Here is a 24,608-nt window from a genome sequence, read left to right as displayed (position 1 = left end):
TAAAATCCAATTTCCAATCTTTCAACGGAGATTGCTTGGAATTTGAATATTGTGATATGTTTGCCTTTTGGAATTTGGAAATTGGAATTTTTCTACTCATTGGTAGTTGCCTCCGTCGTTGGTAATAAACAGGTCGTGCGGGTGGCTCTCGGTCAGGCTGGCCTGGGTAATTTGGATAAATGCGGCCTTTTCCCATAGCTCTTCTATGTTTTTTGCGCCGACGTAGTACATCCCGCTAAACATACCGCCCATCCACATATCTATAAGTTGCTTGACAGTGCCAGATGACGGCACGAGCCCTTCGACGCCTTCGGCCACCAGCACGTCTCCGGTGTAGTTTTTGCCGTGGAATTCGTCCTCACTGCTTATTTCTAGGCCCTTTTTCATGGCGCCAATGCTGCCCATGCCACGGTACGACTTGAAAACGTATTCGTCTGAACCGTCGAGGATGCTGCGAAAACGCGAGGGTACTTGGTCGGCTTTGAAACGAGTCACTTCACCGGGTGACTCCTCTGTCGCGGCAAACATGCGGCCCATCATCACCGTGCTGGCGCCGGCAGCCAGTGCCTTCAGTGCGTCACCAGAGTTGATGAGTCCGCCGTCAGCGACCACCGGCACGCCGGCTTTGTGGGCAACGGGTTTGATTTCGAGCAGCGCTGAAAGCTGAGGCACACCCATGCCGGAGACAACTCGCGTAGAACAAATCGCCCCTGGACCCATACCAACACGCAAGCTGTCCGCGCCAGCGTCTATGAGCGCTTTGGCGCCGTCGGCTGTGGCGATATTGCCCGCCATAACTTCAACGCTATAATTCTTTTTGATAAATGTAACTGTTTCAATTACTTTCTTCGCGTAGCCATGAGCTGAGTCGACGAGAATGAAGTCTACTCCTGCCGCGACCAGCGCTTCGACGCGTGATTCGTAGCCAGCGCTGCTGCCAACGGCCGCGCCAACAAGCTGCCCAGCATCTTTGACGGCTTTTACTTCCGCGGCCTGTTGCTCAACGGTCAGGTTGCGGTGGATGATACCGACACCGCCAGTTTCCGCGAGGGCGATTGCCAGCCGAGCTTCGGTAACCGTGTCCATGGGCGCGGACACAAATGGCGCTCTAAGCGCCAGTTTACGAGTCAGTTTTGTTTGTAGGTTTATGTCTGCTCGGTCAAAGCCCGAGTAGCCTGGGCGAAGTAGTACGTCATTGAATGTGAGTGAAAGAGTAAATTGTTCCATGTCTCATTCTACCGCACGAAATGCCTATTCGCCAAGTATGTCTGTGAGAAATATTACAAAAAAACCACGGGAACTCTTTACGTTGCCCGTACCCTCTGTTACAATCTAGAAACGTAATGGCGGATTCATACCCAACACTCCCGGCTTTCCGGTTTTTCAGCCGACCCAGGCCTGCTCTGGCCGCATCGTCATCCCCTAGTAGTAGCCCACTACAACTGGGTGTTGTCGCTGCAACCAGAACAAATCTGGAGTCAACTGAAAATTCCAAAAAGTCGAGAGCGCTGGGTATGGCTACCACGCCTGGGTCTCATACGGCGCGCTCTAAGAGTGCTGCCTCTGCAGTGCTACTCGATATGGCCGATACTACATGGCGGATGTTTGTGCCAACTATCGGTTTGCTACTTGTTGGGCGTCACTACGACCTACGGTTTGGCACGAAGCCATGGCTTATGCTCGTGGGCGTAGCCGTTGGGGCGCTGCTGGCCGCACTTCTCATTCGCCGCCAAATGGTACGACCAATAGAAGAAATACGAGGTGAATCGAAATGATATCACCTCATTTTTTTGCGAGCGAAAAGCTTAATATTGTATTACCCACCGAGGCAATTTTCCATATTGGCCCGCTGCCTATTACCAACGCAATGCTGCTGGGCGGATTTAGCGTAGCCGTGCTGCTGGCAATATTTTTCTACACGGCTTCTATGGTAAAGCAAGGTCGTACGAATAGGTTTGTTGGCCTTGTGCAGTGGGCGTTCGAAGGCATGTACAAAGCCGTATACGACATAGTACCCGACCGCACCATGGCACGCAGCATTGCTCCGCTGGCACTGACCATCTTTTTCACCGTACTCATTAGTTACTGGGCAGATATCTTGCCGGGAGTTGGTCATTCGGTAAGCTGGCACGGCGGCGAGCTACTTCGTTCCCTGCCGACCGACCTCAATTTTACGATTGCTCTCGCTATAACCAGCATGACGGCGGTACAGTACTACGCTATTAAACAGCATGGGTTTTTCGGCAATGCGAAGCGCTATATTATTAGTCCGCTCAAAAACCCGATTGGGGCGTTCGAAGGCTTCCTCGAACTCATTGGTGAATTTTCGCGCTTGATTGCGCTGAGTCTTCGACTTTTCGGCAACGCCTTTGCTGGCGCTGCCCTGCTAGCCATTGTGGCCGGGCTTGCCTCTTATGCAGCTTCGGCTGTGCTGCCGTTTTTCATGGCGTTTGAGCTGTTTATTGGCTTCATTCAGGCTTACGTGTTTTATGTATTGACGCTTATTTTTGCCAGCCTAGCGACCGCGAGCCATGGTGGCTCACATGAATCTGCTCATGAATCTGCTCATACCACGGAGGTAGCTGCGGCCAAATGAGGTAAAACACACCCCTGTAAATAGTACTAACCAAGTTAAATAAGGAGTTATAACAAATGGAAAATATCGCTTTCGCACTCGCTTACGCACTACCGGCACTCGGTGCTGCTATGGGCGTTGGTCTCATAGGTAAGGGCGCCCTTGGTGCTGCAGGCCGCAACCCAGAAAAGATTGGTGAACTACGAACCCTCATGATTACCGCTATTGTCTTCGCTGACTCACTGGCTATCATCGGTATCATAGTCGGCTTCCTCGCGAAGGGTTAATAGACATTGCTAACAATAGGAATTTACGTGACATATTTATTTACACAATTTGCGAGTGAAGCAGCCGAAGCGACCGACCCGGTAAAGGCGCTTGGGATAGACATGAAACTGCTTGTTTTCCAGATTATCGCCTTTGCGATTTTGGTCTGGCTGCTCAGTAAGTACGTTTTCCCGGTGCTCATGAAGGCGGTCGATGACCGGCAGGCTCGTATAGACGAAAGTAATGCAGCGGCAGCCGATGCAGCAAAACAAGCGGCCGAAACTGAAGAAAAACTTGCCAAGTTGCTGAAGCAAGCTCGCAGTGAGGCCACCGACATCGTCGCAACAGCCAAAGAAGAGGCGGCTGGTTTGCTCGCTAAAACTGAAGAAAAGTCGAAAGTACAGGCCGAGCGAATCGTGGCGGCAGCCCACGAGTCCATTGAAAAAGATGTGATTGCCGCCAAAAAGGCACTGCACAATGAAACCATTGAGCTAGTCGCTCAAGCCACGGAAAAAGTTGTTGGAAAAACAGTCAACGCCGGTGTCGACAAACAGCTTATCACCCAGTCTATAAAAGAGGTGGAAGCCTAATATGCAGGGCAAACTCAGCCGGCGCAAGATTGCACAGTACGTGGCTGAACGCGTCCGCTCGGGTTTGGTACCCGAACAAGTTATGCAAGAAGTGGCTGCCTATTTGGTCGAGACGCGTCGAGTACGGGAAGCCGCACTGGTAGCGCGCGCCATAGAAGACGCCCTGTACGAACAAGGCACGGCGGTTGTCACGGTTACCTCTGCCCGCCCGCTCGACGACGAATTGCGTCAGGCTGTTGCCGCCCAAGTGGGTATGCGCGACGTGTACTTGCGTGAGGTGGTGGACCCAAGCGTATTGGGTGGTATTCGTTTGCAGACAGCTGATGCTTCGTATGATGCGACGCTTGCACATAAACTAAATGGCCTTCGCGCCGCGAAAGTATAGAAAGGACTTAGTAATCGTTATGCCAGATATTGCAGTCAGCGAATTATCAAAAGGGCTTCGCGACGCCATCGCGCAGCTCGACAATGGTGAAAATATGGAGTCAACCGGTGTTGTTACCCGCGTGGGTGACGGTGTGGCTTGGGTACATGGCCTGCGTAGCGCTGGTTATGCTGAAGTGCTCGAAATCCAGACGACCCATGGTGTAGTGGAGGCATTTGCCCTCAACCTCATGGAAGATGAAATTGGTGCGGTACTGCTCGGCGAGGACCGCTATGTCGTCGCCGGTGATGCGGTGAAGCTTAAGGGTGTCGTGCTGGAAGTGCCTGTCGGGCCAGAGCTTTTGGGCCGTGTTGTTAACCCGCTTGGTCAGCCGCTCGATGGCGGCCCGGCCATAAAAACCAAAGAAACTGGCCTCGTAGAACAACGAGCCATAGGTGTTATGGGGCGAAAAGGCGTTCATGAACCACTCATGACGGGCATCATGTCCATAGACTCAATGTTCCCAATTGGCCGCGGCCAGCGCGAACTTATCATTGGTGACCGCCAAACTGGTAAAACAGCCATTGCGCTTGACACCATGATTAACCAGGCAAAGCAGAAGACCGGCGTGGTGAATATATATGTTGCGGTCGGTCAAAAACTTTCTAAGGTTGCTCGTTTGGTAGAGCGACTGAAGCAAGAGGGCGTGATGGACCAGACGATTGTCGTTGCTACCGGCCCAAGTGACCCAGCTTCTCTGCTGTACCTCGCGCCATATGCTGGTACTGCTATGGGTGAATGGTTCCGCGACAACAGCAAGCACGCGCTCATTATTTACGATGACCTTACGAAGCACGCGGTCGCGTACCGCCAAATGTCGCTTTTGCTCCGCCGTCCACCAGGGCGCGAAGCCTTCCCGGGCGATGTTTTCTACCTGCACTCTCGCCTGCTCGAGCGTTCTGCAAAGCTCAGTGACGAGCTTGGGGCTGGTAGTCTTACTGCCCTGCCCATTATTGAAACGCAGGCTGGCGACATTTCAGCATACATACCGACAAACGTTATTTCCATTACGGACGGTCAGATTTTCATGGAAACAGACCTATTCTATCAGGGTATTCGCCCAGCGATTTCAGCTGGTCTTTCGGTGTCGCGCGTGGGTGGTGCCGCCCAAACCAAGACAATGAAATCTGTTGCTGGTGGCCTAAAGCTCGGGCTTAGCCAGTTCCGCGAACTTGCCGCCTTTGCTCAGTTTGGTAGTGACCTTGACGAGGCAACCAAAAAGCAAATTGAGCGCGGGCAGCGCCTCACCGAGCTGCTCAAGCAACCGCAGTACAGCCCGCTCAGCATTTGGGAGCAAGTTGCCTCTATTTTTGCCGTGAACGAAGGCCATTTTGACCGCGTTCCCCGCGAGAAAATCAAAGATGCTCAGGCTGCGTTGCTTGCCAAGCTCGCCAAAGAACACGGCAAAGAGATGGATGCGCTGAACACTGGTGATGAAAAGGTTGAAGCAGATAGTGCCACCGGTAAGCTGCTAGCCAAGATTGCCGCTGCCGCCGCGAAAGGATTCGAAGCGTAATGAGAGCTAAGAGACAAGAGATAAGAGTTAAGACTGGAGCTGCATCGCGCAAAGCGCAACTCTTAACTCATAACTCTTACGTCTTATCTCTAGAGCGACTGGAGGTCGTTCATGGCTAGTACTCGCCAGCTAAAGGGCCGGATTCGCTCGGTCAAAAGCACGAAGCAGATTACGAAGGCTATGCAAATGGTCGCAGCCAGCAAGATGCGCCGCGCCCAAGACGCCACCAAAGCCACCAGCGACTATACGCGCACGGCAAACGAGCTGCTGGCGTATTTGTCGAGTCAAGGTGCGACCGACCGACACCCGTTGTTTCAGAAACGGGAGGTCAAAGGCCGCCTGATAATCGTTATTGCCTCAGACAAAGGCCTAGCCGGCGCCTATAACGCCAACATTTTGAAAGCGTACATTCAGGCACTGCGCGAAGACGATGCCAGCGGCGTGCGTAATGAAACCATAGCAGTTGGGCGTAAGGCATCGCAGTTTGTGACGCGGCTAAAAGACACTGAAGTGTGCGGAACCTACACTGACCTGCCGGACCACCCAGAAGGCTCTGAGTTTTACGCTATTCTCACCACGGCATGTGCCATGTTTGAGGAAACCAAGGTTGACGCTGTCGACATTATATACACCAAATTTGTGAGTAGTATGACGCAGACAGCCGTGGTAGAACGAATTTTACCCGCTGGTGTCACGAAAACAGACGTGACTTCTTTCGTACGCGATGCGGTGTATGAGCCAAGCAGCGAGGTTGTCCTGGAGGGTGTTGCGCGCCGTCTGGTTGGAGCAGAAATATTCCAAGCACTGCTCGATGCCCACGCGAGCGAACACAGCATGCGCATGCTGGCCATGAAAAACGCAACCGATAACGCCAGCGAGCTTGCTGATGACCTGACGCTCGAAATGAACAAGGCTCGCCAAGCGGCCATAACCCAAGAATTAGCAGAAATAAGTGGAGGAGCGGAGGCGATGAAATGACAGAATTATTATCCGGATTTGATTTATCCAGAATCCCGCCGGGTCCTATCGATGAAGACCCTCCTGCTATTGACCCTGAAAGAACCGAAGAGCCAGCTCATCTAGTAGATATTGATAGCCCACCTCTTGGTAAACCACTAACTTCCGCATATGATCAGTAAAGGTAATACAATGATAAAGGATAGTAGCACAATATGAATGGAAAAGTTATCCAAGTAGTCGGCGTGGTTGTCGACGTGGAGTTTGGCGGCGATAACGCTTTGCCAAACATTTATGATGCACTCGAAATCAAGCGCGGCGACGAAACGCTCACGCTAGAGGTCGCACAACACCTCGACGAACACACTGTGCGCGCAGTTTCTATGCAGAGTACCGATGGGCTGAAGCGCGGCGAGAGCGTCACTGCAACTGGCGCAGCTATTTCGGTGCCGGTCGGAGACGAAACACAGGGACGTATGTTTAACGTGGTTGGCGACCCTATAGACAGTTTGCCTATGCCGAAGGGCAAGCGCGCACCAATTCACCGTGACCCACCCGCACTTGACGAGCAAAGCAACAAGACCGAAATTCTGGAAACGGGTATCAAAGTCATCGACCTGATTGCCCCAATTGCCAAGGGTGGTAAAGTGGGCCTCTTCGGTGGTGCTGGTGTGGGCAAAACCGTGCTTATCCAGGAGCTTATCAATAACATTGCCAAATTCCACAGTGGCAACTCTGTGTTTGCCGGCGTTGGTGAGCGTACCCGCGAAGGGAACGACCTGTACCACGAAATGAAAGACGCTGGCGTGCTCGACAAAACGAGCATGGTGTTTGGTCAGATGAACGAACCACCAGGCGCACGTTTGCGTGTGGCGCTTTCCGGCCTCACTATGGCCGAAAGCTTCCGCGACCAAGGGAAAGACGTGCTGTTGTTTGTCGATAACATCTTCCGCTTTACTCAAGCTGGCTCAGAAGTGTCTGCCCTGCTTGGTCGTCTGCCAAGTGCGGTGGGCTACCAGCCAAACCTGCAACAGGAAATGGGAGCACTGCAAGAGCGTATTACGAGTACCAAGAAAGGCTCCATTACGTCTATTCAGGCAGTGTATGTCCCTGCCGACGACCTTACCGACCCCGCTCCGGCTACCACATTCGCTCACCTCGACAGCACCATTGTGCTCAACCGCGGTCTGACCGAAATCGGTATTTACCCGGCTGTCGACCCTCTGGACTCGAGTTCGACCATTCTTGACCCCGAAATTGTTGGCCAGGAGCACTACGAAGTTGCTCGTGAGGTCCAGCGCGTTCTGCAGCAGTACAAAGAGCTCCAAGATATCATCGCCATCTTAGGTATGGAAGAATTGAGCGACGACCAGAAGCAGATTGTGAACCGTGCACGTCGCCTGCAGCGCTTTATGGCGCAGCCATTCTTTGTGGCCGAGAAATTCACCGGCAACCCTGGCGCATTTGTGAAGGTAGAAGACACTGTTCGCGACTGCCGCGACATTTTGAACGGTAAGTACGACGATAAGCCCGAGAGCTGGTTCTACATGGCGGGTGGCCCATTAAGCGAGAAGAAGGACTAAATGGTATCTGGTATAAGGTATCTAGTATCTGGCAAAGCCCAATTGCAGCTATGCTGGTTTCGAATTAAGCCCGCCAAATACCAAATACCAAATACCAAATACCAAAGGAGCGACCTATGCAGCTACAATTAGTTACTCTCTCTGGCAGCAAATTTGACGAAGATGTCTATGAGGTTGTCATCCCTACGGTGGATGGTGAGATTGGGGTGTTCCCCGGCCATGAGCCGCTGGTGACACTTGCACGCACCGGCGTCATACAAGTGCGCCGCAAGCGGACTGACCCGCTGGATAAGCTTGAATATTTTGCAGTGAGCGGCGGCATAGTAGAAGTTAACGCAGACCATATAAAGATACTTGTAGACGAAGCCGACCACGGCGAAGACATTATTGAGGCTGAAACCAAAGCCGCTCTAGACCGAGCGCTCAAGATGCGCGATACCGCCACCGACCAAGTAGAGCTAGAAAAGGCTCACCAGCTCGTAGACCGCCATATGGTACGGCTCAAAGTTGCCGACCTCCACCGCCGCCACCGCAGGGGCTAAGCCGCTTGCGCGCCAACAAGATCAAGAACTAATAAATCCCGAGCGCATTGCCCGCTTAAGGCCATATTATCGTTTGCCATGCCGGTGCTTTCCACCTGGAGAAGCCTTCTTGCGTCTGGGTGTAAGCTATTCCAGTGCTGTAATGCTATGTCAGGGTCCGATTCGAGGCCACCAAATGATGCTTCGAGGATGTAATCGAGAACAGTACCTGTCTTTTCATACGGGTTTGACGGTATGCGTTCAAATGGGTTTGCGGTACTCATGCGATCTAGCTTCTTCATTAATCAGTCTACACACATGCAGTGCTGGCCACCGTGACATCGGTCACAAAAAAACACTTGTGTGATATATATTACAAGCGTAAAATCATACGTGATATTTATATAACGCATCAACCAAGTAAATTATGAAGATGTTTTCATGAAGGAAGTTATGGATTTGAGTATGTTAGCACCGGGCGAAGTCCAAACTAGTTTAGTGGCTATTGAAATAGGGAGACCAATAGGTTTCGGTGACGGCGCGCTTCACGCACCCGCCCAAACTCCTGAACAATTAACTGCGCTTGCCGAAGAGATTAAGCAATTTTTGGTGCCGGTGGACAAAGCTGCAGCAGGCGTATGTATGGACGGACGAAGCTGCGAGGTTACCCTTGCCGGTACAGCCCCAGAGCTTGGTCCACAGTGCGCGGGTGGCCCATTGCAAACTGGGTTTGCCGCGGCCGAGTTAGTAGCAGGTTTTTATGGGGAGAAAAGTGCGCCAACTGCTACAGGACGGGCACTTGAGGTCGGTGAATTATTGACTGCACAGGGAATTACTATAGGCGGACATACAACGTCCGGAGCAAAGGATAACGGCTATCAGAATCCTGAAACTGGTGCTGAATCAACAGGGTGCGGCGCGGGCGAAAAGCACATTCCGTCGACTGAACGAATCGCGCGCGGTGACAAAAACGTTCTCAGCGCGGCTCAAGCTCTCAGTGGCGTCCTAGGAGTTACTCACTATGTAGCTTCAGAACATGTAGCTGAGCGGAATACTTCCTATAGCCCCAAGGCGATGCACGACATTGAGGCTGCGCAGAACGAGGGAAAGAACCATGAGGTTTTGGTTGGTATGCATGATGAGCTAGTGGTGGTGTGGAATAAAGTTAGAGGTATGACCCTCGACCGGGATGCTTTCGTGAAAGCTACCGGGAAAAAAGTATTCTTCATAGATGCATGGTACGTTGATGATATTGCAAAAGCTCTTGCGACTGGTCGACCTGATGCGGTGGAGATGTATCCGGCTTTACTTCAGGCCGCTGTTGCGTTCCAGATCGCAACGTACGCAGAACTTTGTGACGGTAGCCATCCTCTTCTCGCTATCGATACGGCTCAAGCTGTCTAGGTTGAGTGTAAGGCTCTTTACAAAACAATGATATCTCTGTAAGCTTGTAGTATCACAAATAAGTGGAGGAATAACAATTATGTTTCGTAAAAATAAGCTCGCGATGCTTGTGAGTGAGTTTTTGGGTACCGCTGTACTCGCGCTCGCTGTGCTAGCACTATCGCACTCTCAGCTCAGCTACCCGTATTTTATTGCGTCGGCAGCTGGTCTTACGCTTGTACTCTTGGTAGTTGCGCTTGCGGGGATTTCGGGAGCAGTATTTAACCCAGCTCTGACCATTGGACTCTGGACGGTTCGTAAACTGCGAACACTTCAGGCTCTCAGCTACATCATTGCTCAGTTTGCTGGTGCGGCAGCTGCATGGTATCTGTTCGTGTACTTTACCAAACTTGATAACGCCAAAAATAACGGCACCTATGACGCTCGTCTGCTTGTTGCAGAAGCAGCGGGTACGTTTGTATTCTCATTTGCGGTGGCTTCTGCCATTTACCAACGCTTAAGTCTTGGGCTAAAGGCTTTCATGGTCGGTGGTGGTTTAACCGCTGGTGCCATCATTGCATCGCTTGGTTCTGCAGGTGTGTTGAACCCAGCTGTTGCATTTAGCGTTCATCAGTTTGGTTGGGGTACCTATGTACTTGGACCTGTCCTTGGTGCGGTTGTTGGGTTTAACTTGTACAACCTGCTTTTTGTAGAAACCGAAGTTGCTGAGGCGGCAGAGGCCAAAGCCGAGGCTGCTGAAGCGAAAGTGGTAAAGCCAGCAGTAAAGACGGTAGCTGCACAGCGTGCTACGGCAAAGAAGTCAACTGCTCGCAAGGCTCCAGCGAAGCGCAAAACAACCTCTAAGAAGTAAGTTTTCGACTTTATAAAAAAGCCGCTCCCCTTGAGCGGCTTTTTACTTGGCGTTTTATGTGGCTATTCACAGATGGTGCCAGCTATCCTCTGATTTCTTCTAGTAGTTTTTGCTCAAAAGCATGTATATCTTTTAGGCTATCACTGTAAGCCGAAGTATCTGGCATGCCCAGTGTCATGACGTGCTGCCACATGGCCAGTAGGAGTTCTTGAACTCGTTTGGTTTCATTTTGTTCAAAGTGTATTTGTTTTGTGATAATTTTGCCGTCGCTGTCTGGTTCCACGAACACGAGTCTACCAGTTTCTACTCTGTACCCCCTGTAGGTGTGTGAACCCTCAACTAGGAGTTTGTAGCAGTATAGCTGTAGAGTGTAGCGGTAGAGTTTGCTCGGGTCGCCACCGAGTTGACCGGTTTTATAGTCGACAACGACAATTTTCTTGGCAGTTTTGTCTATTTCAAGCAAGTCAATTTTGCCTCCCAGGTGAACTTCACCACTGAAAACACCCTCATCCCGGAAGGATTTCTCGGCAACGTTCCCTGCTGCAAAATCCTTACCATGTGCAGCCAAAAAGCTGCGGAGTGCATGAGCGGCGCGCTCTGTTTGGACGGTAAGTTGTTCTGGCGTCAGTGTTTCACGGGCGAGATACTGCGCGGCGTGGGCGCTTGACGCTGCCGCGGTAGGAAGTTTACCCGTACTGTTCATGACGCCCTGTGCCCACTGCAAGGTCTCGTGTATGGCGGTTCCAAAGCTTGCATCGGTGCTCGGTGCGCTTGGAAAACGCAAAATTGTTCCGAGCAGAAAACTCTCTGGCCCGCCGTATTTAAGGTCAAGAAAATGTGTCAAATGCGTGGGGCTCAGCTGGTAACGCTCCAAACGTTCGCGGAGGAGTTCGGTCAGCGGTGCTGGCGTATTGTAGTGGCGTTGCTGCCAGTTCATCGTTAGTGCTTCGAGGCTGGGGTGCTCGGAATCATCCTTCTCGACGAGCTGCTGCGCCTCCGGGAGTATTCGCGTGCGGCGGGCGTCCTGTTCGTCGCTGCTTTCATCGAAATACTTCACTGCTTCGGTAGAACGGCCGCCGAATGTTTGTTCGTGACTGGTGAGGTGCAGCCCATAGCGAGCACGGGTTATTGCAACGTAGAGAAGACGCAAGCGTTCATCGTCGGTACTACCAGCGTGCCGAATATGGGCCAGATTTGCCGGAAGGGTGAGTTTATTGCCCACGCCGCTGGCGCGGCTACCCCAGACGCTATCATCACAGGCAACCAAAAACACATGGTCAAACTCAAGCCCTTTGGCTTTAAATACGGTCATGAGCTGCACTGCATCGTTCGCCTGGCTGTAGGGGCTTGTATTGAGCATTGGTTGCTCGGCTGTCTCATAGGCGGCTACAAAGCCGAGTAAGTCGCCCAGACTGAGCACACGCCCTTCCCCGATTTCGTGTTCCCGAAGGCGCGAGCGCAAAACAGTCAGCTGCGTAACGGTTTCGTATAAAACGTTTTCGCCGCGTTGCTTAAAATAGTAGTCTCTCAGCGGGCTACGTACGCTTGGGAGTTCACGGTCGTGAGTTTGGACGTCGCTGGTGCCTATAAGCACATCGAGCGCGTACTCGAGTGACTCTGTCTCAACCTTGCCAGCAAGCGTCAGCAGGAGGATGGCGGCATGTTTGAATTCGCGCGAAGCCAGCAGCAGTTCACTCCACGTTTTCCGTTCATCGCTTGCTCGCCACGACAACTGCCAAATATCGGCCGTAGAAAAATCCCAAAAGTCGTAGCTGAGCACTTCGGGCCACAGGCTGTCGGCGGTGCGATGGTCGTTTGCGTGTAGCGCCAGAACCAGGCGACTCATGGTAAGTAGCTCTCGTACAACGGGCGCCTGCAACACATTTTCACGCTTTTCGTATGACACCGCGAGGTCGCGGTTTTGCAAATACGGGACGAGTGGTTCCAGGTATTTATGCTTGGGTGCCAGTACGACAATATGTGCCGCGGGCGTTCCTGAAGCTATAAGACCCGCAATCTGCTCTGCAACGGCGGTGCGCTCGGCAACGGCACTTCGGAAGCTACGCCTCGTAATCATTGGCGATGGTACATTCATATTCTGGCTACGCAGCGTTTTTGTGACGCCCTGAAACTGACTATGCAGGCGGGATTCAATTTGCCCGGCAACTCGAGCGGCCGTTTCCAGAATTTCCGTCTGGGATCGGTAATTATCAGAGAGAGATATCACCCGGACGTCATTGTACATGTGGTAGAAGTCCAGCATATTGCTGGCCTCGGCGCCCTGAAATGCGTAAATGGCTTGGTCGTCGTCGCCTACTGCAAGCACATTTGGTTTGCGTTCTTGGCTCGGGTTGTTTGTGAGTAGTTCAACCAGCTTGAGCTGTGCGGCGTTTGTATCTTGAAATTCGTCGAGCAGCAAAAACTGGTACTGTTCATGCAGCGTGAACCGAAGTTCATTGTTCTCTGCTAGTACATCAATAGCGCGCAGTATCATGTCGTCAAAATCGTACAGACCTTTTTCGGCTAACTTGGCTTGATACTGTTCCAGAACATCTGCCAATGCCTCTATTCGTCTCGCCTCAAGCAGCCCAGCTAGCATAAAGTTATTTTCGGCGTCTTTTACCAACCATTTGTTTTTCCACGCCGTGAGCGGTTTGGTGCTTGCGGCATCGAGGGCAGCCCCGAGTGCTGCATCTAAATCTTGAACAGCAAGGTTTAGCAGGGGTTGTACGGCGTGTGCGGGCTGACGGGCGTTTGTATGCAGAATCTCTAGTACAGACCGAAAGAGCGGTTCGGCAACGGCTAATTTGCTTGGCATACGCGACGAAAATGGTGCAAGGAGCGCTGCAATATCCTGTTTTGTTTGTTTGATAGCGCCGATGTTATCTGTGGCGACACTGCGCAAATCTTTCGGCGAAAGCAGGCCGCGCTTTACCTCGCTGATGGTACTGACTAGGTCGCCCAGGTGGTGACGAGTTTGTTTTATAGGGCTGCGGTAGTCTGTGTTTTCTATGATATCCATAAGAATTTGCCGTTTACCGAGCTCATCCACCGGACGTTCCAGTCGCAGCTCGGTAAAGTATTCCGGAAAGCGCCCTATGATAGTGCTACCAAAGGCGTGGTAGGTACCGATTTGTACGTCGTATGCCGCCTGCCCAATGAATGAAACGAGTCGCTCGCGCATATTTTTTGCTCCACTTTCGGTAAACGTGAGACACAGAATATTTTGCGGGAGAGCGTCGGTTACCTCAAGAATGTGCGCCACGCGCGCGCTAAGCAGCTGGGTTTTCCCTGTCCCGGGTCCTGCAATAACGAGCACGGGGCCATACACGGTATCTACTGCTTCGCGCTGCGCTGCATTGAGCTGGCTATATTGATTAGCAAACTGGTTCACGGTACCTAGTATGACAGTTTTGTTGCTTGGCTGCCATGGTATACTACGCGCGTGATTTCATTATTCATGCCCAAAGAAGCACTGACGAACCAACAGGTGTATGTAGACTATCTAAAAGAGCGCATATACGGTGTCCTCACGCTAATGGCCGTAAATGTCGGCTTACTGATGTCTGCGGAAAAGCTAACAATAGCTTATGCGTCTATAACCATCGTCTTTACGACGTTTGGATTATGGAGTGCCAGTATGCTAGCTTCGTATACCGCCCATCGGGTTGCCCATGATTCAGCCCTGTCAGGCTATAGGTGGGGTCATGAGCTAGTCGTACATAGGGGATTAGTACTTGCTGGGCTGCCTTCTCTTCTGATGTTGATGCTTGCAGGACTTGGCTTTATTGATTTATCTACTGCCCTGTTGGCCGACATTGCTTTATCTGTAGTGTCCTTGCTGGTGACCCTCGCAAAATCTGCTAAAACAAAGGAAAATTCCCTCAAAACAGCGGTGCTAGTGGGTGTCGCTCACTGCATCGTGGTTAGTGTCATTATTTTGTTGAAATCACTCGCCAAGTAACTCTAATCCATTAGCCGACGGAGCTGCAAACTGGACAAAGGTCTTCGCGGTCGAGCGTGCTTGTCCACTGTACCGCTGCATCACGAACGGAAAGGATTTCGGTAAAGGCGCGGAGGTCAGCGGCATTTCGAAGCATTGATGCCACGCGTCCGTGCAGGTGAACGTCTTTCCAGAGCATAGAAGCCCAGTTTTGCCCAACGGGCGTGACGTACGCTGGTTCTTTCGGGCGATACGCGAGTTTTGGTCGCCCGTCGTGTTCACAGGTAAAGTTATGAGCAATAAATTCAGCGTCGTAAAGAGCCGTTTGAGCCATGCCACTGTATGGTGTCTCGGCATTGTCTCCTATGACAAAAATGTCCTTGTCGCCTTCGGCACGCAAAAATTCGTCGACGAGCACCTTTTTGCGGCCACTCAACACAAAATCAGCATCAGTAAAAAACGGGTTATTGGCAATTCCGGCTGTCCATACAATGGTATGACTACGAATTGGCTTCCCTGAGACAGTGAGCTCTTCGCTGTTAGCCCCCTCAACCTTGCTGTTAAGGTATAACCTAACCCCTAGTTTGCGCAGTCGGCGCTCAATGGTTCGGCCTACCGGTTTTGGCAGACGCGGCATAAGGTGGGGCATGGCTTCAATGATGTCAATGTGCACTGCCCTGCCGCGGATCCCATGCTTTTGCATAATATCGCGCAGGTATGGACCGAGCGCACCCGCGAGCTCTATACCGGTGGGGCCTCCGCCAACAATGACGTAGTTGAGGTCTGGTTCGTCTTCAGCAATCAACTGTGCGTGAAGGTGCCGCTTGAACCGTTCTGCATCCTCAATACTTTTTATACCGTAGGTGTTCTCTGCAAGTCCAGGGATGCCAAAGTAGTTCGTGACGACGCCGAGCGCAAGCACAAGCTTGTCATAGTACAGCGGCTCGGCAACATTTTTCAGCTTTAGCTCTTTTTTGGCCTTATGTAGCTTTTCGGCCCTGCCAATGAGTACGCGAACCGGGTCATCGCCAAAAATTTGTTCGAGTGGCACAGTGGACTGTTCGCTACTGCCGCCCGTGGCAGTTTCGTACATAGTGGGATAGTAGAAAAAATCTGGCCTTTCTGACACAAGCGTCACTTCCAAATGTGACTGCCTAGAAAGCTCAATTGCTGCGCGCACCCCGCCAAAGCCGCCCCCCACAACCAGCACTTTCACCTTGGAACCATGTTTTTTATCTGTCATCTTCACTTCATTGTAGCAATAACCACAAGCATTCTGCAATCTTCATACGCCATATCAAACGCACTCGCATGAGATTTTTCTAGCACTGCCGCGGAGCGGGGCGTATACTGGCTGGTATGAAACAACGTTCAATCGGCAAAATGTTCTTACTAACCATAGTGACTCTCGGCATATACCGGCTGTATTGGTTTGTCAAAACCCGCAGCGAGATGATGCAGCTCAATAAAGATATAAAAATTCCGTCAGTTCTATGGCTTGTAGCGCCTCTGCTATTGGTTATTCTCGCCATTGGGTTTTTTATCTTCAGCGGAGATTTTTCTAGCTCGGACGAAACTGCCAAAAGCCTAACAACGAACCAAATTTTTTCTATGGCTTTCTTCTATTTGACTTTGTTGGTTGCCCCATTTCTAGTGGCGATTTGGCTTTGGAGGTACAGTAAAGGGGTCGAGGTGGTATCGGGTGAAAAAATGAGTTTTGCTATAGCACTCCTTATTTTACTGGCTGTGCCTGACGGTATCGATATACTCATCGTGCAAGATACATTCAATAAAATTGCCACAAAAGCCCAGTCCGGGCCAGTACTAAACGCGGGAACGTAGTAGGGCTCGCTAAGCCATTGCACTTCCCGTGTTTTGGGCTATAATCCAAAAGTACAGTAAAACATAAGGGAGAATAACAATGGAGAATCGTAGCTTAGGCAAGGTGTTCTTGCTCACACTTGTAACATTTGGTTTGTACGGCATCTACTGGGAAGTGAAAACAAAGGGTGAAATGAACGCACGGGGAGCCACTATTCCAACGGCGTGGCTCATACTTGTTCCTATCGTTAACATATGGTGGATGTGGAAATATTGTGAGGGTGTCGAGCACGTCACTGGTGGCAAGCTCTCCACCGTAATATCATTTTTGGTACTGTTTTTGCTAGGGTTTATCGGCATGCTTATTGTGCAAGACGCATTTAACAAGGTTGGTGCTGCTTCCGTAGCGGTTGGCCCACAAATGCCGTCAGCTGATGCACCGGTTTCCCCGCAAATGCAATCATATCAAGCACCCGCCTCCCCACAAGCTCCGACAGATACTCCGGTTCCGCCACAGCCCCCAACTCCTGTTGTGTAGCACGTGCCTCCGCGAAAGAAAAGAGTCTGCTTATGCGGACTCTTTTTGTAGAGTTAAGTAGTCTCGACATTGACTGCCGTGCAAGGTATCATAAAACATAAGAAGTATGAAAGATTTAAAAACAGCCCTCCAAAAACACGGCTTTCTCGGTGAGCTTGATGACTCGCCAGAAGCGAAAGAATTCTATAGTCACGATGCCAGCATGTTTGAACTAAGGCCGCAGCTGGTAGCGCAACCAAAAGATGCTGCCGATGTGCAACGGCTTGTGCGGTTTGTGGCGGCAAACAAAAAGAAACACCCAGAGCTTTCCCTCACCGGTCGTGCTGCCGGCACCGATATGGCCGGCGGAGCCATAAACGAGTCTATTATTGTTGATTTTGCAAAACATTTTACACACATTGGCCCCATAACTGGCTTGAGCGGTACGGCGCAACCGGGTGTGTTCTATCGTGATTTTGAACGAGAAACCCTAAAAAAACATGTACTCATGCCGTCTTACCCTGCGAGCCGAGATATGTGTCAGATAGGTGGCATAACGGCCAATAATTCGGGTGGTGAGAAATCGCTCGAGTACGGTAAAGTCGAAGATTTTGTGACAGAACTAAAAGTAGTCTTTGCCGACGGCAAGGAGTACACTGTAAAACCGCTCAACAAAAAGCAGCTCCAGGCAAAGATAAACCAGGGCGACTTCGAGGGCAAGCTGTACCAACGTGTATACAACATGTGCGAAGAACACTACGACATGATTAAAGAAGCCAAGCCCAATGTGACCAAAAACAGTATGGGCTACTCGCTGTGGCGCGTGTGGGACAGAGAAACCGGTATTTTCGACCTCGGCCAGCTGATTGTGGGTTCTGAGGGTACGCTGGGGCTTGTAACCGAAACAACATTCCGGCTTGTACCAGCCAGACCACACTCAGGTTTGCTTGTGCTATTCCTTAAGAACATTAAGCACCTTGGAGACATTGTGCCGAAGGTACTTGAGCACAAACCGGCGACGTTCGAAAGTTTTGACGACCAGACCTTACTGCTCTCACTACGGTTCATGCCGGCGTTTTACAAACGACTTGGCTTCAAAAAGTTTGTGCATTTGCTGTGGAGCCTCATACCAGACGGCTTACAGTTGCTTCGAGGTGTGCCGAAGCTCATTCTTATGGTGGAGTTCAACGGCGAAACAGAAGAAGAAGTTCGCGCCAAGGTGAGCGCCCTGCACCGAGACCTCGGTAAGTTCCGTGCCCGCTACGAAATAAATGGCTTCGAAGAAACGCCTACTGAAGGCAAAAGCGAAAAGTTTTGGGTTATGCGCCGCTACAGCTTCCAGATACTACGCAGCAAAGTAAAAGACAAACACACGGCGCCGTACATAGACGACTTTGTTGTGCCGCCAAAGCACCTTGTAGAATTCCTGCCGGCGCTGCAAAAAATCATAAAAAAATATAAATTGTTCGCGACCATAGCCGGTCACATGGGTGACGGAAACTTCCATGTTATACCACTTATGAAGATAGAGGATGACCGAGAGCGCAAAAAAATCGAGCCGTCACAGCGCGAAGTCAACAACCTGGTACTCAAATACGGCGGTAGTCTGAGTGGCGAACACAACGATGGTCTTGTGCGTGGCCCGTGGCTAGAAGCCCAGTTTGGTAAGCCGGTGCTGGCACTTTTTAAGCAGGTGAAGCACATATTTGACCCAGAAAACATCTTCAACCCCCACAAAAAAACCGATGCCACGTGGGACTACTCCTACGGCCACATCCGTGAACATTTCTAGTTGCCTGAGTCTCGGATCAAACCCGGAGGATGATACTGGTGCTCATAGATAGTATCGGCGGGTATTTCTTATCCAACCCAGTGAACTTAGCTGTACTTTCCCGTTGTTCATAGTGGTTCTCGTAAATTCGACCACAACAATGCATTCGACTATGTTGACTTCATGACGTCATAGCGCTATAATGTAAACATCCGGCTCATCACCGAGGCTCGCCAGAGCTTTATCCATGAGGTCCTGCCGAGGATTACCATAATACGAGAAAGATGAGGTTCTACAAATGACCACAAAAACTACTAGCGAAAACGAAAAAACTACTATATATTTAAACCCTGTCATTAAAAAGGGTGTGCAGTACTACGCACTTGTCAACGATACAAGCCTCTCACAAATCATCAACGATGAGCTTGTTCGTTATCTTGAAGATATGGCTGATATTTCAGCAGCGAATAAATCTTACAATGACGGTGAGCAACCGATACCTTTTAAGGAGGCTCTAAAGGAACTTGGAGTAACAATGCATGAAATACGAGGTTCTATTTAAACCAAAATTCTTACGTGCTCTAAAGCGGATAGATAAAGTTCAGCAGATACGAATACTAAGTAAAATATACAAACTATCAGAGGATCCAAGGCCACTTGCGAGTAAGCGTCTAAAGGGTTCGGTTTATTACAGGTTACGAGTCGGGGATTATCGAATAATATACGATGTAGCAGATGCTAACTTGACCGTTCTAATCCTTGATGTTGGACATAGACAGGGCGTTTATAAAGGCTAGATTACTTTTACCTATCTAGTGTACAATAATGCGTAAGCATGATGAGGGTTATTGAGCGAGTCCTGGCTAAAGCTTCCCGGGTGAAACTCCCCTCTGTTCCGCGGCTATCCCGCACGAAAATGACAGTGTTGTGGCTGGTGGGAGCTGCGCTGGTACTGGGCCTGCTGGTGGCGCTTTCGCTCAACCATTCTTTTCCGCTGTTGCAAACGCGTGGTGAAATTGCCAATCGCCAAAGAGATTTACTAGTGTTCGCGACAGCACTTGCTCTGCTGGTGCTCGTACCAGTGTATTTTATGATATTCACCTTCGCGTGGCGCTACCGCGCCGGGCACAAACAAGAGTACAAGCCGGAATGGGATACGCACAAAAGCTATGAGGCCCTCTGGTGGGGTATACCAATAGCTATCATCAGCGTACTTGCCGTTGTGACTTGGGTGACAAGCCATAGCCTCGACCCGTTCAAGCCGCTGGCAAGCAGCCAAAAGCCGCTGCAGGTGCAAGTTGTGGCGCTCCAGTGGAAATGGCTGTTTATTTATCCTCAAGAAGGGGTAGCTAGCGTGAATGAAGTGGCCTTCCCTGCTGGCAGGCCGGTGGAGTTTACTATGACGAGTGATGCCCCCATGAACAGCTTTTGGATACCACAGCTCGCCGGGCAAATTTACGTTATGAGCGGTATGTCGACGAAGCTACATGTTTCCGCTGACACAACTGGTGTGTATGAGGGTATGTCCTCCAACATCAGCGGAAAAGGCTTTGCCGACATGAAGTTTAAAGCCCGGGCCATGACGGTGCGTGATTTTGACGCGTGGGTAACGAAAGCACACGGGGGTGAACATTTGACCCAGCAGCGGTACGACATGCTCGCTAAGCCTAGCACGAACAAGGTTTCTTATTTTCATGTAGCCGACCGCAGTGTCTACGACAATGTTATCATGAAGTATATGCATAGCACGCCGCCAAACGAAGTGAAGCCTACAGAGGAAAAAGTACCATCCCGGATGGGTTCAAATGAAATGGAACACAACATGGAGGGCATGCATCAATGAGTCATGAGACAAGAGACATGAGACAAGAAGCCTCGAGTGCGAATGCTATATTACTGATGTCTCGTGACTCATATCTCATGACTCTCTGGGGGTCAATGCATGATATTGGCTGATTTGCTTGGAAAAATGGAGTGGAGCTACTTTTGGCATGGCTGGGTGCAATTTGGCGGGCAGATTGCAGTTGTGGGCGGTCTTCTACTCGTGATTGGACTTTTGACGTATTTCAAAAAGTGGCAATGGCTGTGGCGCGAATGGCTGACCACGCAAGATGCCAAGCGAATTGGCGTCATGTACATAATTGTCTCGGTGGTGATGCTGCTACGCGGTTTTGGCGACGCCATTATGATGAAGCTGCAGCAGGCGTTGGCGAGCGGTAATTCCGATGGATTCCTCGACGCAGAGCATTTCCAGCAAATCTTTACCGCGCACGGCACCATTATGATTTTCTTTGTGGCCATGGGGCTAATGTTTGGCATCATAAACCTTGTACTGCCACTGATGCTTGGGGCGCGCGATGTGGCTTTCCCTACCCTCAACTCCATTAGTTTTTATCTATATCTTGCCGGCGTGGTGCTGGTGAATCTTTCACTGGTGTACGGCGAGTTTGGTGCGGTGGGTTGGCTGGCCTATCCGCCGCTGAGTGAGCTTGCCTATAGCCCGGGACCGGGTGTGGACTACTGGCTGTGGAGTATCCAAATTGCCGGCGTGGGGAGTACGCTGAGTGGCATTAATTTCTTGGTGACTATTTTGAAACTGCGCGCCAAGGGCATGAACCTTATGAAAATGCCCGTGTTTGCCTGGAGTGTTTTGGGTGCAATGATGCTTGTGGTGGTGGTTTTCCCCATATTGACCGCGACGCTGTTTATGCTTTCGCTTGACCGTTCGCTTGGCATGCACTATTTCACGGCTGACCTTGGTGGTAACGCCATGATGTACATAAACCTTATATGGGCATGGGGTCACCCAGAGGTCTACATATTGGTGCTGCCTGCGTTTGGTATGTATAGCGAGATTGTGGCTACGCTGAGCCGTAAGCGACTGTTTGGCTATACCAGTATGGTGTGGGCGCTCATGTGCATTACCGTACTATCGTTTTTGGTGTGGGCGCACCACTTCTTTACCATGGGCGCGGGCGGCAACGTGAACGCGTTCTTCGGCATTATGACCATGGTTATTGCCATACCAACCGGTGTAAAAGTATTTAACTGGCTGTTTACCATGTACAAAGGCCGTATAGAGTTTATGACGCCCATGTGGTGGTTTATGGCGTTTGTAACGACCTTTCTTTTAGGGGGCGCAACGGGAGTCCTGCTGGCCGTACCGGCCATAGACTTTCAGGTGCACAACAGCCTCTTTTTGGTGGCGCATTTCCATAACACTATCATTAGCGGTGTGGTCTTTGGGTATTTGGCGGGGATTGCCTATTGGTTCCCGAAAATTTTTGGGTTTCGACTGCATGAGCGGCTTGGCAAGGCGGCCGTTACCTGTTGGGTGGTTGGCTTCTTGGTTACCTTCATTCCCATTTATATCCTTGGGTTCATGGGTGCAACGCGGCGGCTTGACCACTACGACCCGAGCTTGGGCTGGCAGTCGCTGTTTATTGTCTCCGGAATCGGGACGCTCATTATTGGCCTCGGCGTGGTGCTGCAGGTAGTGCAACTTGGGTATAGCATATGGAAACGCAAAGAACTGCGCGATAAAACTGGCGACCCGTGGGGTGGCCGTACACTCGAGTGGTCGGTGCCATCGCCCGCACCGCACTATAACTTTGCACGCTTGCCGCTGGTGACTGCGCGCGATGCGTTTTGGGAAGCAAAACAAACGAAGCGGTCATTGTACAGCGGGCCCTACACGGCATTTGAGCTTCCGCAAAACACGGGCTTGGGCGTATGGATTGGTGGTTTTGCCTGTTTGTTTGGGTTTGCTGTCATTTGGCACCTGTGGTGGTTAGCTGTGCTTGCCATCGTTGGCGTGGTTGTGACGCTCATTCGCCGAACATTTGAGGAAGATATTGAGTACGAGGTAAGCGCGGCAGAAGCAAAGCGCCACGACGTGGCTGCGCTGAAAGGAAATGCATGAGTAATCTCAAAACAGCTAGACTTTTTGTCATTTCGACTGAAGGCGAAGCCGAAATGGAGAAATCTGTGCGCCAAAAGCGCCTGAAGGCGACGAGAACCCTCGACTTCGCTCGGGATGACAGTGAGACGTCAAAAACAACGCTCGGGTTTTGGATATACCTCATGACTGACTGTATTTTATTTGCGAGCCTGTTCGCAACATTTATGGTGCTGCGCGGCGCGACTGCCGGTGGGCCAAGCGGTCAGGAGCTTTTTGAACTACCATTTGTCCTTGCAGAAACAATGGTACTGCTGCTGAGTAGTTTAGCAAGCGGGTTGGCGCTGCTCGCGGCTCATGCTGGGCATAAGGTAAATACACTGCGCTGGCTCGCCGTCACTGGTCTGTTGGGTGCGCTATTCCTCGGGATGGAGCTGTACGAATTCCAGGCGCTGCTGGCGGAAGGCCATAGCTGGACTAGAAGCGCGTTTCTCTCATCTTACTTTGGGTTGGTTGGTACGCATGGACTGCATATATTCGTCGGTCTAACGTGGCTGCTCGGAACGTGGCTGTACGTTTACAAACGTGGCCTTGGTGGCCGGCTAATGAGCAGGCTTACTATGTTTACGATGTTTTGGCATTTCCTAGACATTGTTTGGATAGGTATATTTACCATTGTGTACTTACTGGGGGTTATATAAATGAAGTTATCGAAGCACATACAGCCGCTCCCAAACTTTCGCAAAGCAAGTACGCAAACCTATGTGGCGGGTTTTGCATTTTCTGTGGTGCTGACGTTCGCGTCGTTTACGCTCGTGTGGGCGTACAAAGCAGCTGAAAATGTTGTGTTTAGCCGAGGACTGCTCATTGGGTTACTGGCGGCAGCGGCAGTCTTGCAAATGCTGGTGCAGGTTATGTTTTTCCTGCACGTTTCTACCGAGCGCAAAGTACGCATGAACCTCTACGCGGGTATATTTACGGTGTTTGTTGTGCTTTGTCTGGTAGTTGGCTCAATCTGGATTATGCAGAACCTAGACTACAATATGATGCCTCGTGATATGACGGAAATGGTTAAGCACGACGAGGGTATAGCTCAGTAGTGAAAGTGAAGGACTTTGTTTTTGTCGCGAAGCCCGGGATTGTGTTTGGCAATGTCTTTGCTGGCGTGGGCGGGTTTATGGTAGGTTCGCCTGACGCAGTGGGGTGGTCTTCCCTGTTCGGCTTGGCTGCAGGGATGACGGCAATCATCGCGGCTTCGTGCGTGGTAAATAACTATCTCGACGCCGACATCGATGCTCGCATGAAGCGAACGGCCAAGCGACCTTCGGTAACGGGTGCCATTCCCTTGCAGATTGGGCGCATATATGCGGCCGTGCTCTATGTTTTGGGATTTGGCTTACTGTTTGGGCTGACGAACCTAAAGACAGCGCTCATAGGCCTGTTTGGTGCGGTTATGTACACGGTGGTTTACGGCTACGCCAAGCGCCGTACGCCGTGGGCGACCCTCATTGGTGCATTTCCAGGCGCTACCCCGCCACTGGCCGGATATGTAGCCGCCACTGGCCGGTTTGAGGAGGCAGCCTGGCTGCTATTTATTATTATGTTTGCCTGGCAGATGCCGCATTTTCACGCTATTGCCATTCGCCGCTTTGAAGACTACAAGGCAGCGGACATCCCAGTTATGCCCGGAGTACACGGATTAGCTCGCACCGTTTGGGAGATGCGCCTTTTTGGCCTAGCCTTCATAACGGCGTGTTACCTGCTAGCACGCTGGGGCCATGCTGGCTTTATGTTTGGCCTCGCCACCGTGGCAGTCGGAATGTACTGGTTGCAACCCATGTTTAGCCCTCACTGGCGGCGTGACCGGGAAGATATAGCAAAGGTAGTGTTTAAGCGGTCGCTCTTGGTGCTCCTGGTTCTAAATACCTTCATGACGCTCTCGCACGTGTTGCTATAGAGTACAATAGGCTT

General features: G+C 51.0%; 27 protein-coding genes. 23 read left to right on the top strand and 4 right to left on the bottom strand.

All coding sequences use genetic code 11. From position 1 onward, the window contains the following. Positions 1-96 precede the first annotated feature (96 nt). Entirely contained in the window at positions 97-1,227 is a 1,131-nt protein-coding gene (locus IPP75_01525; GenBank protein QQS69800.1) for an IMP dehydrogenase, read from the bottom strand. A 116-nt stretch (positions 1,228-1,343) separates the two neighbouring features. Between IPP75_01525 and IPP75_01520 the strand changes: the two genes are divergently transcribed. The 10 genes from IPP75_01520 to atpC all read left to right on the top strand — a co-directional run bounded on the left by IPP75_01520 (position 1,344) and on the right by atpC (position 8,454). Further along, complete coding sequence (locus tag IPP75_01520; protein ID QQS69799.1) at positions 1,344-1,775, top strand: hypothetical protein; 432 nt, start codon at positions 1,344-1,346, stop codon at positions 1,773-1,775. Further along, positions 1,772-2,596, top strand: coding sequence for a F0F1 ATP synthase subunit A (locus IPP75_01515; protein ID QQS69798.1), 825 nt, complete (start codon positions 1,772-1,774; stop codon positions 2,594-2,596). Before IPP75_01520 ends, IPP75_01515 begins: the two co-directional genes overlap by 4 nt. 56 nt (positions 2,597-2,652) lie before the next feature. Continuing rightward, on the top strand, positions 2,653-2,862 hold the full coding sequence (locus tag IPP75_01510; GenBank protein ID QQS69797.1) for an ATP synthase F0 subunit C: 210 nt from the start codon (positions 2,653-2,655) through the stop codon (positions 2,860-2,862). Positions 2,863-2,889: 27 nt separating this feature from the next. Beyond that, on the top strand, positions 2,890-3,432 hold the full coding sequence (gene atpF / locus IPP75_01505; protein QQS69796.1) for a F0F1 ATP synthase subunit B: 543 nt from the start codon (positions 2,890-2,892) through the stop codon (positions 3,430-3,432). Between the two features lies 1 nt (position 3,433). After that, positions 3,434-3,817 (top strand): F0F1 ATP synthase subunit delta, encoded by a 384-nt coding sequence (locus IPP75_01500; GenBank protein QQS69795.1) that lies wholly within the window; start codon positions 3,434-3,436, stop codon positions 3,815-3,817. Positions 3,818-3,836: 19 nt separating this feature from the next. Further along, positions 3,837-5,372, top strand: a complete 1,536-nt coding sequence (locus IPP75_01495; protein QQS69794.1) for a F0F1 ATP synthase subunit alpha — start codon at positions 3,837-3,839, stop codon at positions 5,370-5,372. A gap of 111 nt (positions 5,373-5,483) precedes the next feature. After that, positions 5,484-6,350 carry an ATP synthase F1 subunit gamma gene (atpG, locus tag IPP75_01490; GenBank protein ID QQS69793.1) on the top strand — a complete coding sequence of 289 codons (867 nt, stop codon included), beginning with the start codon at positions 5,484-5,486 and terminating at the stop codon, positions 6,348-6,350. Further along, positions 6,347-6,511 carry a hypothetical protein gene (locus IPP75_01485; GenBank protein ID QQS69792.1) on the top strand — a complete coding sequence of 55 codons (165 nt, stop codon included), beginning with the start codon at positions 6,347-6,349 and terminating at the stop codon, positions 6,509-6,511. Before atpG ends, IPP75_01485 begins: the two co-directional genes overlap by 4 nt. Before the next feature lie 33 nt (positions 6,512-6,544). Then, a complete protein-coding gene (gene atpD, locus IPP75_01480) occupies positions 6,545-7,912 on the top strand; it encodes a F0F1 ATP synthase subunit beta (GenBank protein ID QQS69791.1) in 1,368 nt (455 codons plus the stop codon). A 116-nt stretch (positions 7,913-8,028) separates the two neighbouring features. Then, positions 8,029-8,454: an ATP synthase F1 subunit epsilon gene (atpC, locus tag IPP75_01475; GenBank protein QQS69790.1), complete on the top strand. Its 426-nt coding sequence runs from the start codon at positions 8,029-8,031 to the stop codon at positions 8,452-8,454. On the opposite strand, the gene IPP75_01470 is transcribed toward atpC, so the two are convergent. After that, on the bottom strand, positions 8,451-8,735 hold the full coding sequence (locus IPP75_01470; protein QQS69789.1) for a hypothetical protein: 285 nt from the start codon (positions 8,733-8,735) through the stop codon (positions 8,451-8,453). The two genes, atpC and IPP75_01470, sit on opposite strands and share 4 nt — an antisense overlap. A 151-nt stretch (positions 8,736-8,886) precedes the next feature. On the opposite strand from IPP75_01470, the gene IPP75_01465 reads away from it, so the two are divergent. Further along, a complete protein-coding gene (locus tag IPP75_01465; protein ID QQS69788.1) occupies positions 8,887-9,837 on the top strand; it encodes a hypothetical protein in 951 nt (316 codons plus the stop codon). Between the two features lie 79 nt (positions 9,838-9,916). After that, entirely contained in the window at positions 9,917-10,687 is a 771-nt protein-coding gene (locus tag IPP75_01460; GenBank protein ID QQS69787.1) for an aquaporin, read from the top strand. An 82-nt stretch (positions 10,688-10,769) separates the two neighbouring features. Here the strand turns inward: IPP75_01460 and IPP75_01455 are convergent, their stop codons facing one another. Further along, the gene (locus tag IPP75_01455) at positions 10,770-14,081 is read right to left on the bottom strand and encodes an ATP-dependent helicase (GenBank protein ID QQS69786.1); all 3,312 of its coding nucleotides are present in this window, start codon (positions 14,079-14,081) and stop codon (positions 10,770-10,772) included. A gap of 51 nt (positions 14,082-14,132) precedes the next feature. Between IPP75_01455 and IPP75_01450 the strand changes: the two genes are divergently transcribed. Then, positions 14,133-14,651 (top strand): hypothetical protein, encoded by a 519-nt coding sequence (locus IPP75_01450; protein ID QQS69785.1) that lies wholly within the window; start codon positions 14,133-14,135, stop codon positions 14,649-14,651. Positions 14,652-14,661: 10 nt separating this feature from the next. Here IPP75_01450 and IPP75_01445 read toward each other — a convergent pair whose 3' ends face one another. Beyond that, positions 14,662-15,873 carry an FAD-dependent oxidoreductase gene (locus IPP75_01445; protein QQS69784.1) on the bottom strand — a complete coding sequence of 404 codons (1,212 nt, stop codon included), beginning with the start codon at positions 15,871-15,873 and terminating at the stop codon, positions 14,662-14,664. 116 nt (positions 15,874-15,989) lie between these two features. Here IPP75_01445 and IPP75_01440 point away from each other — a divergent pair, with 116 nt between their 5' ends. The 10 genes from IPP75_01440 (at position 15,990) to cyoE (ending at position 24,594) form a co-directional block, all read left to right on the top strand. After that, positions 15,990-16,472 (top strand): DUF4234 domain-containing protein, encoded by a 483-nt coding sequence (locus IPP75_01440; GenBank protein QQS69783.1) that lies wholly within the window; start codon positions 15,990-15,992, stop codon positions 16,470-16,472. A gap of 79 nt (positions 16,473-16,551) precedes the next feature. After that, entirely contained in the window at positions 16,552-16,989 is a 438-nt protein-coding gene (locus IPP75_01435) for a DUF4234 domain-containing protein (protein QQS69782.1), read from the top strand. 106 nt (positions 16,990-17,095) lie between these two features. Beyond that, the gene (locus IPP75_01430) at positions 17,096-18,760 is read left to right on the top strand and encodes an FAD-binding oxidoreductase (protein ID QQS69781.1); all 1,665 of its coding nucleotides are present in this window, start codon (positions 17,096-17,098) and stop codon (positions 18,758-18,760) included. Between the two features lie 277 nt (positions 18,761-19,037). Further along, a complete protein-coding gene (locus tag IPP75_01425) occupies positions 19,038-19,301 on the top strand; it encodes a hypothetical protein (GenBank protein QQS69780.1) in 264 nt (87 codons plus the stop codon). Next, positions 19,279-19,536, top strand: coding sequence for a type II toxin-antitoxin system RelE/ParE family toxin (locus IPP75_01420; GenBank protein QQS69779.1), 258 nt, complete (start codon positions 19,279-19,281; stop codon positions 19,534-19,536). Before IPP75_01425 ends, IPP75_01420 begins: the two co-directional genes overlap by 23 nt. A 38-nt stretch (positions 19,537-19,574) precedes the next feature. Beyond that, on the top strand, positions 19,575-20,582 hold the full coding sequence (gene cyoA, locus IPP75_01415; GenBank protein ID QQS69778.1) for a ubiquinol oxidase subunit II: 1,008 nt from the start codon (positions 19,575-19,577) through the stop codon (positions 20,580-20,582). 126 nt (positions 20,583-20,708) lie between these two features. Then, the gene (locus tag IPP75_01410) at positions 20,709-22,661 is read left to right on the top strand and encodes a cbb3-type cytochrome c oxidase subunit I (protein QQS70144.1); all 1,953 of its coding nucleotides are present in this window, start codon (positions 20,709-20,711) and stop codon (positions 22,659-22,661) included. A 53-nt stretch (positions 22,662-22,714) separates the two neighbouring features. Next, complete coding sequence (cyoC, locus tag IPP75_01405) at positions 22,715-23,338, top strand: cytochrome o ubiquinol oxidase subunit III (protein QQS70143.1); 624 nt, start codon at positions 22,715-22,717, stop codon at positions 23,336-23,338. Beyond that, a complete protein-coding gene (gene cyoD, locus IPP75_01400) occupies positions 23,339-23,737 on the top strand; it encodes a cytochrome o ubiquinol oxidase subunit IV (protein ID QQS69777.1) in 399 nt (132 codons plus the stop codon). Next, positions 23,737-24,594 carry a protoheme IX farnesyltransferase gene (cyoE, locus tag IPP75_01395; protein QQS69776.1) on the top strand — a complete coding sequence of 286 codons (858 nt, stop codon included), beginning with the start codon at positions 23,737-23,739 and terminating at the stop codon, positions 24,592-24,594. Before cyoD ends, cyoE begins: the two co-directional genes overlap by 1 nt. Positions 24,595-24,608: the final 14 nt, after the last annotated feature.

Source organism: Candidatus Saccharibacteria bacterium (genome assembly GCA_016700375.1).
GTDB lineage: Bacteria > Patescibacteriota > Saccharimonadia > Saccharimonadales > UBA4665 > JAGXIT01.
The sequence above is the reverse complement of the archived record's forward strand: the minus strand, read 5'-3'. Positions and strand labels throughout refer to the sequence as shown.